General features: G+C 43.0%; 10 protein-coding genes. 9 read left to right on the top strand and 1 reads right to left on the bottom strand.

Going from position 1 to position 7,727, the window contains the following annotated elements; translation table 11 throughout:
• Positions 1 to 13 precede the first annotated feature (13 nt).
• Positions 14 to 787, bottom strand: coding sequence for an SDR family oxidoreductase (locus VF675_RS13030; RefSeq protein ID WP_096901545.1), 774 nt, complete (start codon positions 785 to 787; stop codon positions 14 to 16).
• 107 nt (positions 788 to 894) lie between these two features.
• Here VF675_RS13030 and mazG point away from each other — a divergent pair, with 107 nt between their 5' ends.
• The 9 genes from mazG (at position 895) to yjgA (ending at position 7,605) form a co-directional block, all read left to right on the top strand.
• Positions 895 to 1,656 carry a nucleoside triphosphate pyrophosphohydrolase gene (mazG, locus tag VF675_RS13025; protein ID WP_440205333.1) on the top strand — a complete coding sequence of 254 codons (762 nt, stop codon included), beginning with the start codon at positions 895 to 897 and terminating at the stop codon, positions 1,654 to 1,656.
• Between the two features lie 16 nt (positions 1,657 to 1,672).
• Complete coding sequence (locus tag VF675_RS13020) at positions 1,673 to 2,140, top strand: ComEA family DNA-binding protein (RefSeq protein WP_440205332.1); 468 nt, start codon at positions 1,673 to 1,675, stop codon at positions 2,138 to 2,140.
• Between the two features lie 129 nt (positions 2,141 to 2,269).
• Positions 2,270 to 3,736 (top strand): polynucleotide adenylyltransferase PcnB, encoded by a 1,467-nt coding sequence (gene pcnB / locus VF675_RS13015; RefSeq protein WP_286395935.1) that lies wholly within the window; start codon positions 2,270 to 2,272, stop codon positions 3,734 to 3,736.
• Positions 3,733 to 4,221 (top strand): 2-amino-4-hydroxy-6-hydroxymethyldihydropteridine diphosphokinase, encoded by a 489-nt coding sequence (gene folK / locus VF675_RS13010; RefSeq protein ID WP_440205331.1) that lies wholly within the window; start codon positions 3,733 to 3,735, stop codon positions 4,219 to 4,221. The genes pcnB and folK overlap by 4 nt, the downstream gene beginning before the upstream one ends.
• 49 nt (positions 4,222 to 4,270) lie before the next feature.
• Positions 4,271 to 5,080 (top strand): 3-methyl-2-oxobutanoate hydroxymethyltransferase, encoded by an 810-nt coding sequence (gene panB / locus VF675_RS13005; protein ID WP_004975120.1) that lies wholly within the window; start codon positions 4,271 to 4,273, stop codon positions 5,078 to 5,080.
• Position 5,081: 1 nt separating this feature from the next.
• On the top strand, positions 5,082 to 5,927 hold the full coding sequence (gene panC / locus VF675_RS13000; protein ID WP_131260754.1) for a pantoate--beta-alanine ligase: 846 nt from the start codon (positions 5,082 to 5,084) through the stop codon (positions 5,925 to 5,927).
• Positions 5,928 to 5,951: 24 nt separating this feature from the next.
• Positions 5,952 to 6,803, top strand: coding sequence for an RNase adapter RapZ (rapZ, locus tag VF675_RS12995; protein ID WP_440205330.1), 852 nt, complete (start codon positions 5,952 to 5,954; stop codon positions 6,801 to 6,803).
• Positions 6,800 to 7,069 carry an HPr family phosphocarrier protein gene (locus tag VF675_RS12990; protein WP_026438354.1) on the top strand — a complete coding sequence of 90 codons (270 nt, stop codon included), beginning with the start codon at positions 6,800 to 6,802 and terminating at the stop codon, positions 7,067 to 7,069. Before rapZ ends, VF675_RS12990 begins: the two co-directional genes overlap by 4 nt.
• Positions 7,070 to 7,071: 2 nt before the next feature.
• Positions 7,072 to 7,605: a ribosome biogenesis factor YjgA gene (gene yjgA, locus VF675_RS12985; protein WP_004975130.1), complete on the top strand. Its 534-nt coding sequence runs from the start codon at positions 7,072 to 7,074 to the stop codon at positions 7,603 to 7,605.
• Positions 7,606 to 7,727: the final 122 nt, after the last annotated feature.

The raw sequence follows: 7,727 nt of genomic DNA, 5'->3' as shown, positions 1-7,727 counted from the left end.
GATAGATGTAGAATTAATGACGCTTCGCCAACAAGCTATTCGACAGACGATTTAACCATTGTGGGCTAATACTCGAAAGTTGCATTAGGGTTTTGGCTTTTAAACCGACCGCACGATGCGTATTGGTCAGAATCGAATCTTTAACCGTCGCTTGTTGATACACCACCTGGGCGACATCTTCTGTCGATAAATGCACGCCCATGTTTTGAATGGTGGCTGCATCCATATCTTTCACCATTGCAGTTTGTACAAATAGCGGCATGACATCTAAGACCCGAATGCCGTATTTTTGCCACTCTATATCTAAACCTTCCGTAATGCCACGTACTGCAAATTTGGAAGCAGAATAAGAAATTAAATCGGCTTGTCCATAAATCGCAGATGCCGAAGACAGGTTAATCACCCGTGCAAAACTTGCTTGTTTTAAATAAGGCAAAGCCGCATGACAACCGTTTAATACACCATTCACATTCACTGCCATAGTCCGATGATGCGCTTCTATGGGTGTGTCTTCAAATGCGCCTGAGTAGAGAATTCCTGCATTATTCACCAAAATATTCAATTCACCTGCCCATTGGCAAAAATCGGATAACGCAGCTTGCCAACTGGCATAGTCTGCTACATCAAGCAAACCTGCATGCGCACGCTCACCCAATTGTTCTGCCAATTGCTGTGCTTGTGTGAGATGAATATCATAAATACCGACACGGTAACCTTGCCGATAAAACAATTGTGCGATTGCCGCACCAATGCCTTGTGCAGCGCCACTAATCAAGATACTGTGCATTTGAACTTGCTCCCTAATGTTATTTTTGTTGTGCATATCGTCCTTGCCGTCTGAGCATAACAAAAAAATGGTGCATTCGTGCAATAAATTGAAATAAGGAACAACCCATGCAGCAATTGCTTTCAATCATGCAACAGTTACGTCAACAATGCCCGTGGGATCAAAAACAAACCCCAGAAAGTTTGACTCAATACGCAATTGAAGAAGCTTATGAAGTTGAAGCAGCAGTGCGTTCAGGCAAGGTGGATGATGTACGTGATGAGCTGGGTGATTTGTTGTTGCAAGTGGTGTTTCAGGCACAAATGTATAGCGAGCAAGGTGCATTTGATTTTCAAGATGTGGTACAAGCCATTTGCGCTAAATTAATTCGTCGGCATCCACATGTGTTTCAGGCAGAACAGTTTGCGCAGCTTAGCGCAGAAGATGTCGCTGCCTTATGGAAAACCATCAAACAACAAGAAAAACAGGGTAAAGCAAAGTCACGTTTAGATGAGGTGAAACATGCACCCGCTTTGGTGCAGGCACAGCAAATTCAGCAGCATGCGGCACAATTGGGCTTTGACTTTCATACCGTGCAAGATGCGTATGGCAAGTTAGAAGAAGAATTGCAAGAATTACAACAGGCGATTCAACAGCAACAATCCGATGAAATACAGGATGAGTTAGGGGATTGTTTGTTTTCTTTAATCAATGTTGGGCGTAAACTTGGCGTGTCCAGTGAGTTGGCATTATTGGGCACAATTCATAAATTTAGAACACGCTTTGCTTACATTGAAGATCAGGCCAAATTACAACAAAAAACAATAGAAGATATGACTTTAGAAGAAATGGATCAACTTTGGGAGCAGGCAAAACAACAATTAAAATGACAGGTTTTGCGGCAACATGAATATATCGCAGCAGTTAAAAACTTCTTTTCGCTTTTTTTCTTTCGGATGGCAGTGCTGGCTTGCATTGCTGTTATGCATTATCAGCGCATGGAGTACAGCACAAAATGTGCAGTCCAGGCCTGCTCAGGTGAATGGTCACAGCTATGATCAAAATTATTTAAAATGGAAAGCGCAGCAAACCGCGCAAGATCAGCGTTTAAGCGCGACTCAAGCCACATCATCAAGCGCAGAACATTATTTAGCACGTCCTACTCAGCAAAGTGCGCATACAAATCAAGTGCGTTTAAATAGCGCTTCACTAGAACAATTGCAGCAATTGTCTGGGGTGGGCATGAAAAAAGCACAAGCGATTGTGGAATACCGAAAACAAAATGGAAAATTCCAAAGTATTGAAGAACTTCAGCAAGTCAAAGGGATTGGGTCTGCCTTATTTGCCAAGAATAAACACAAGTTGGCATTGTAGCTGCAAGCAGAATTTTAGCACTGCACATTGCAAAATTAGCATGTGAATCAAATTGCCCTTTGATTGTGTTAGAGATATGATTAGCGACATCTTATCTGTTTTACGTTCAGACGTAGGAGACAGCGTCTTTTGCAAACTTTGCGCGCGTCAAAATGTGGTTTATCTACCGCTCAATTACCTTCTTCCATTTTAGATGTTCTAGATGCTTTAACCAAAGCAGGCTATGAAGCCTATATCGTCGGTGGTGGAGTTCGTGACTTAATGTTAGGGCTAAATCCGAAGGATTTTGATGCCGTAACCAATGCCACACCCTCACAAGTGAAAGAAGTTTTCGGACGACGTTGCCGAATTATTGGACGACGTTTTGAGCTGGCGCATGTCTATGCAGGGCGTGAACTAATTGAAGTGGCCACTTTCCGTGCGCCACCGAAAAAAGCTGTGACTTCTGCGGCGGGGATGATTCTGCGCGATAATAACTGGGGCACAATCGAGCAAGATTTTGCCCGTCGTGACTTTTCAATCAATGCGTTGTATTACCAGCCACGCAAAGGCATCGTGTTAGATTTTTGCAATGCCGTAGATGATATAAAGCACAGAAACTTGCGTTTATTGGGCGATCCAACTTTACGTTTTGAAGAAGACCCAGTGCGTATGCTGCGTACTTTGCGTTTTGCTGCCAAATTAAATTTCAATATTGATCCAAAAATTCTTAAAATTTTTACGCCTGAAATGACGCAGTTATTGCGTGATGTATCGCCACACCGTTTATATGATGAGTCGCAAAAACTCTTTACGATGGGACATTTAAATAAAGTCCTGCCGATGTTGATTGAGTTTGGTATTTGGCGTCAGTTATTTGCCGACATCAAGCCAGACATCAACTCATTTATTGAACGTGCAGCAAAAAATACCGATCAACGGATTACGATTGGTAAAACCATCAACCCTGCATTTTTCTATGCGGTGCTGTTGTGGCAACCGTTTTTAGAGCGTTGTGACTTTTATCTTTCTAAAGGTGTGGTGGCAGCCGAAGCGCGAGCCCAAGCAGGTTTAGATGTACTGAAACGTCAGGCGACACGTACCATTATTCCTCGTTTTGCTGAAACTTTTATTCGTGAAGTTTGGGAAATGCAAACCCGTTTATTGCAACCGAAACCACAGCAAATTGAAGCATTGTCTGGGCATGCGCGTTTCCGTGCAGGTTTTGACTTTTTATTACTGCGTGAAAAAGCAGGCGATAGCTCGACTTTAGGAATGGGTCAGTGGTGGGATGCCTACCAGCTTATGAGCACCGATGAAAAAGAACGTGCGATTGCCCAATATAACCGATTACGTGCCAAGAGCCGCCGTAAAATAGCGCAAGAACCTGTTGATGTGGCACCAGCAACACATGCTGCCGATATGCAGATTGAACCCTTGGTGAATGAGCCTGAGCCTCGTAGTCGACGTGCGCGTAAAGCCAAACAGTATGAAGAAAATCGGGCGCAATTGACTGCTACAGCAAACGGTTCAGGTATTGGTGCAGATCATCCGATTTTAAAACGTAAACGTGTGCAACGTGATTTAAGCCAAGTGATTTTTGGGCCAACACAATGAGCAACATCACCTATATTGGTTTAGGCAGTAATTTGGGCGATTCGCGTCAAATTTTGACTGAAGCGGTGCAAAAACTGGCAACTTTGGGGCAAGTGCAGACTTCTAAACTGTATCAAAGCCCACCAATGGGGCCACAAGATCAGCCTAATTATTTGAATGCTGTGGTACGTTTAGATACCGAACTTGAAGCGTTGGCATTGTTAGATGAATTACAACGTTTTGAACAAGAGTCAGGTCGGGTACGTTTACGCCATTGGGGTGAGCGCACGCTAGATTTAGACTTGTTGATTTATGCTGATGCCAACATTCAAAAAGAACGTCTGACTGTACCACATGTAGGGGTGCTAGAGCGTGATTTTGTCGTCATCCCGCTGTTAGATTTAGATGCTAACTTAAGTGTCAAAGGACAATTATTAAAACACTCGCCATTGCTTGAACATCCGAGCTTAACTGTTGTGGATGCAGGCAATTGGGCAGGGCTATAAAGTTTTAAATTAAGCATGCGTGATGCTTTTTCCATAGAGGAATATTTTCATGATTAGTTTAAGTGACCTCAGAAAATTTAAAGCGGAAGGTCGAAAATTCTCCTGCCTGACTTGCTATGATGCAAGCATGGCGAAAGCAATGGAAATTGCTGAAATTGATACGATTTTAATTGGCGATTCTTTGGGGATGTCCATTCAGGGGCGTGACTCAACCTTGCCTGTCAGCGTGGCGGATATGGCTTATCATACTGCGGCGGTGCGTCGTGGTAATCAACATGCTTTTATTTTGACTGACTTGCCATTTATGAGTTATGCCACCTTAAATGATGCATTGCAAAGCTCGAAAGAGGTGATGCAAGCGGGTGCACAAATGGTCAAAATGGAAGGTGGTGCATGGCTCAGCGAAACCGTTGCAACACTGACCCGTAATGGTATTCCTGTCTGTGTACATTTAGGTTTAACGCCACAATCGGTGCATGTATTTGGCGGTTATAAATTACAGGCACGTACCCGCGAAGCTGCAGATAAACTGATTGCTGACTGTAAAGCTGTGGTAGAAGCAGGCGCGGCGATTCTGTTACTAGAATGTGTGCCAGCACAGCTAGGTCAAGAAATTTCTGCCTTGTTCCCTGAAATTCCAGTGATTGGGATTGGTGCAGGTGCAGACACTGACGGTCAGGTACTAGTGGTGCAAGACATGCTGGGGCTGACTTTTGGTCGTGTCGCAAAATTTGTACGTAACTTTATGAAAGAACAAGCGGGTGAAACTGCCATTTTGGATGCGTTTAAAGCCTATCATGCTGCAGTTCAAGATGGTTCTTTCCCAGCACGTGAACAAACTTTCCAAGTCGAGTTGTAATATGAAAACTGAAACCACAATTCAAGGCTTAGCGGCTTCATTACAGCCTGCACGCGCTGCGCGTAAAACCATTGGTTTTGTTCCGACCATGGGCAATTTGCACGAAGGGCATTTGACCTTGGTGCGCGAAGCGAAAAAAATATGTGATGTGGTGGTGGTCAGTATTTTTGTCAATCCAATTCAATTTGGCCCTAATGAAGACTTTGACAGTTATCCGCGAACTTTAGACCAAGACAGCCAATTGTTGGCAGAGGTCGGTTGCGACATTATTTTTGCGCCTTCAGTTGAGCAAATGTATGGTAACAAACCACGTTTGACCAATATTTCAGTGAGTGAGATTACGGCAGACTTGTGTGGCTTGCAGCGTCTTGGACACTTTGATGGTGTTGCGGTGGTCGTGACCAAATTATTCAATATGGTACAGCCAAACTATGCTTTCTTTGGTGAAAAAGACTATCAACAACTGGCAGTCATTCGTCAGTTTGTACGCGACTTAAATATTCCGCTAGAAGTGATTGGCGTGCCAATTGTACGTGCGGCAGATGGTTTGGCGCTTAGCTCACGTAATGGGTATTTGAGTGCAGAGCAGCGTCAAATTGCACCGACAATCTATCAAAGTTTAAAGGCTGCTGCACAAGCATTACAGCAAGGTGAAACTTTGTCACAAGTGTTAGCGAATATTAAAGCAACATTGACAGCGGCAGGCTTTGTTGTGGACTATGTAGAAGCGCGTACAACAGAATTGCAGAAAATTGAAGCATTTAGTGAAGATCTGGTGTTATTCGTTGCGGCAAAATTGGGCAATACACGTTTAATTGATAATTTGCAGGTCAAACATTCTGCATAGCTGGCAATAGAAGGGTTGCATGCCATGAAACGTATTTTGATCGTGACAGGTCAATCGGGTTCAGGAAAATCTTCGGCATTACAAGTGTTGGAAGATTTGGGTTATTACTGTATTGATAATTTACCTTTGGCATTGCTCCCCGAAATTGTGGATAAACTGGATCAGGAAAATAACTTGGAACAGTTGGCATTGGGGGTAGATGTACGCAGTACCCGTGCCGACTTGCAAGAGTTTGATTTGGTATTTGAGCAACTGCAAAAGCATGGTTCAGTCGATATTATTTATCTGACCACGCAAGATCAGGAATTGATTGCCCGTTTTAGCGCATCACGCCGTCCGCATCCACTCTCTAGCCGTTTTAAAAGCTTGAATGAATGTATTCAAGAAGAAAAAAACTTGTTGATGCCGATTCAGTTCCGCTCTACGGTTCATATTGATACCACTGACAAAAGTGTGCATGATCTAAAACACGTATTGTTGTCTAAGCTTGGGCAAACTGACAAATTGATTGTAATTTTACAATCCTTTGGCTATAAGCACGGAATCCCCTTAGATGCCGATTATGTGTTTGATGTGCGTCATTTGCCCAATCCACATTGGGATTTGGAGCTAAGAAAACATTCAGGCTTAGATGCACCTGTGCAGAAATTTTTTCAACAAAGTCCGCAAACCCATGAAATGTTTCAGGACATCCATCAGTTTTTAGAAAAATGGTTGCCAGCCTTTGCCGAAGGACATCGACACTACATCACCATTTCAATTGGCTGTACGGGTGGGCAACACCGTTCCGTTTATATCGTAGATAGACTAAAAAAAGCACTTGAGGCAAAATGGTCTATTCAAGTCTTACACCGAGAAATGAAGCACTGGTCATGATTGACACAACTGTTGACGTAATTAATAAACTAGGTTTACATGCACGGGCATCTGGGAAGCTGATTGAAGTGACCACCAAATTTCGTTCGTCAATCCAAATTGGTAAAGGCGACAAATTGGTTGATGCCAAAAATATTATGTCCTTGCTCATGTTAGGTGCAGGCAAGGGAACTACTTTACGCTTGGTGATTGATGGTGCAGATGAAGAAAAAGCTTTATCTGATATTCAAGCACTGTTTGCAGCAAAATTTTACGAGGCAGATTAATCGTGGCACGTCGACCGCAACGTTTTACCGAAGATGACTTTGAATCTTTAGAAGGGCGTGCAAGTAAAACCGAACAGAAAAAAGCCGTACAACGTATGGCTGCACTGGGCGAACAATTGGCGCAGTTAAGCGCCAAACAAATTCAGAAACTTCCAGTAGAAGAGCGTTTAATTGATGCTTTACTGGAATTGCAAAGCATTACTTCACATGAAGCGCGTCGTCGTCAGTGTCAGCGTATTGGTAAATTGTTGCGTAATGAAGATGAAAGCGTAATTTTGTCTTATTTGACACCGCAACAAGGTGCGAAAAAAACCGCACAGTTACAGCGTTGGGTGGAACGAATTATTAAAGACGGCGACCCTGTGATTAATGATTTTAGTAAAACCTATAAAGCGGCTGAACGTCATACACTGCGTCAGCATGTGTTGCGTATCCACCGTGATATGAAACAGGAAGTGTCTGCGGAAGAACTTGAAGCATCTAAGCTCAAGTTGTTTAACTATGTGCAGCAAGTGGCTTTATTGTCAGAAAGCTAGATTAGCGTACCTTATCTAAGAAGATAGATAGCGTGAGCTGATGATTGCACAAAAAAACGACTCATGACGAGTCGTTTTTATTTGGTCTTAATATAGAGATTTTCAAATTTTAGCCAAACTCA

This window comes from Acinetobacter sp. Lyrl_1, from assembly GCF_051948795.1.
Lineage (GTDB): Bacteria > Pseudomonadota > Gammaproteobacteria > Pseudomonadales > Moraxellaceae > Acinetobacter > Acinetobacter towneri.
The sequence above is the reverse complement of the archived record's forward strand: the minus strand, read 5'-3'. Positions and strand labels throughout refer to the sequence as shown.

Bases quoted from the DNA above. Each gene is read 5' to 3' on its own strand.
- VF675_RS13030 (WP_096901545.1), bottom strand. From the start codon at position 787: ATGCACAGTATCTTGATTAGTGGCGCTGCACAAGGCATTGGTGCGGCA.
- mazG (WP_440205333.1), top strand. From the start codon at position 895: ATGCAGCAATTGCTTTCAATCATGCAACAGTTACGTCAACAATGCCCG.
- VF675_RS13020 (WP_440205332.1), top strand. From the start codon at position 1,673: ATGAATATATCGCAGCAGTTAAAAACTTCTTTTCGCTTTTTTTCTTTC.
- folK (WP_440205331.1), top strand. From the start codon at position 3,733: ATGAGCAACATCACCTATATTGGTTTAGGCAGTAATTTGGGCGATTCG.
- panB (WP_004975120.1), top strand. From the start codon at position 4,271: ATGATTAGTTTAAGTGACCTCAGAAAATTTAAAGCGGAAGGTCGAAAA.
- panC (WP_131260754.1), top strand. From the start codon at position 5,082: ATGAAAACTGAAACCACAATTCAAGGCTTAGCGGCTTCATTACAGCCT.
- rapZ (WP_440205330.1), top strand. From the start codon at position 5,952: ATGAAACGTATTTTGATCGTGACAGGTCAATCGGGTTCAGGAAAATCT.
- VF675_RS12990 (WP_026438354.1), top strand. From the start codon at position 6,800: ATGATTGACACAACTGTTGACGTAATTAATAAACTAGGTTTACATGCA.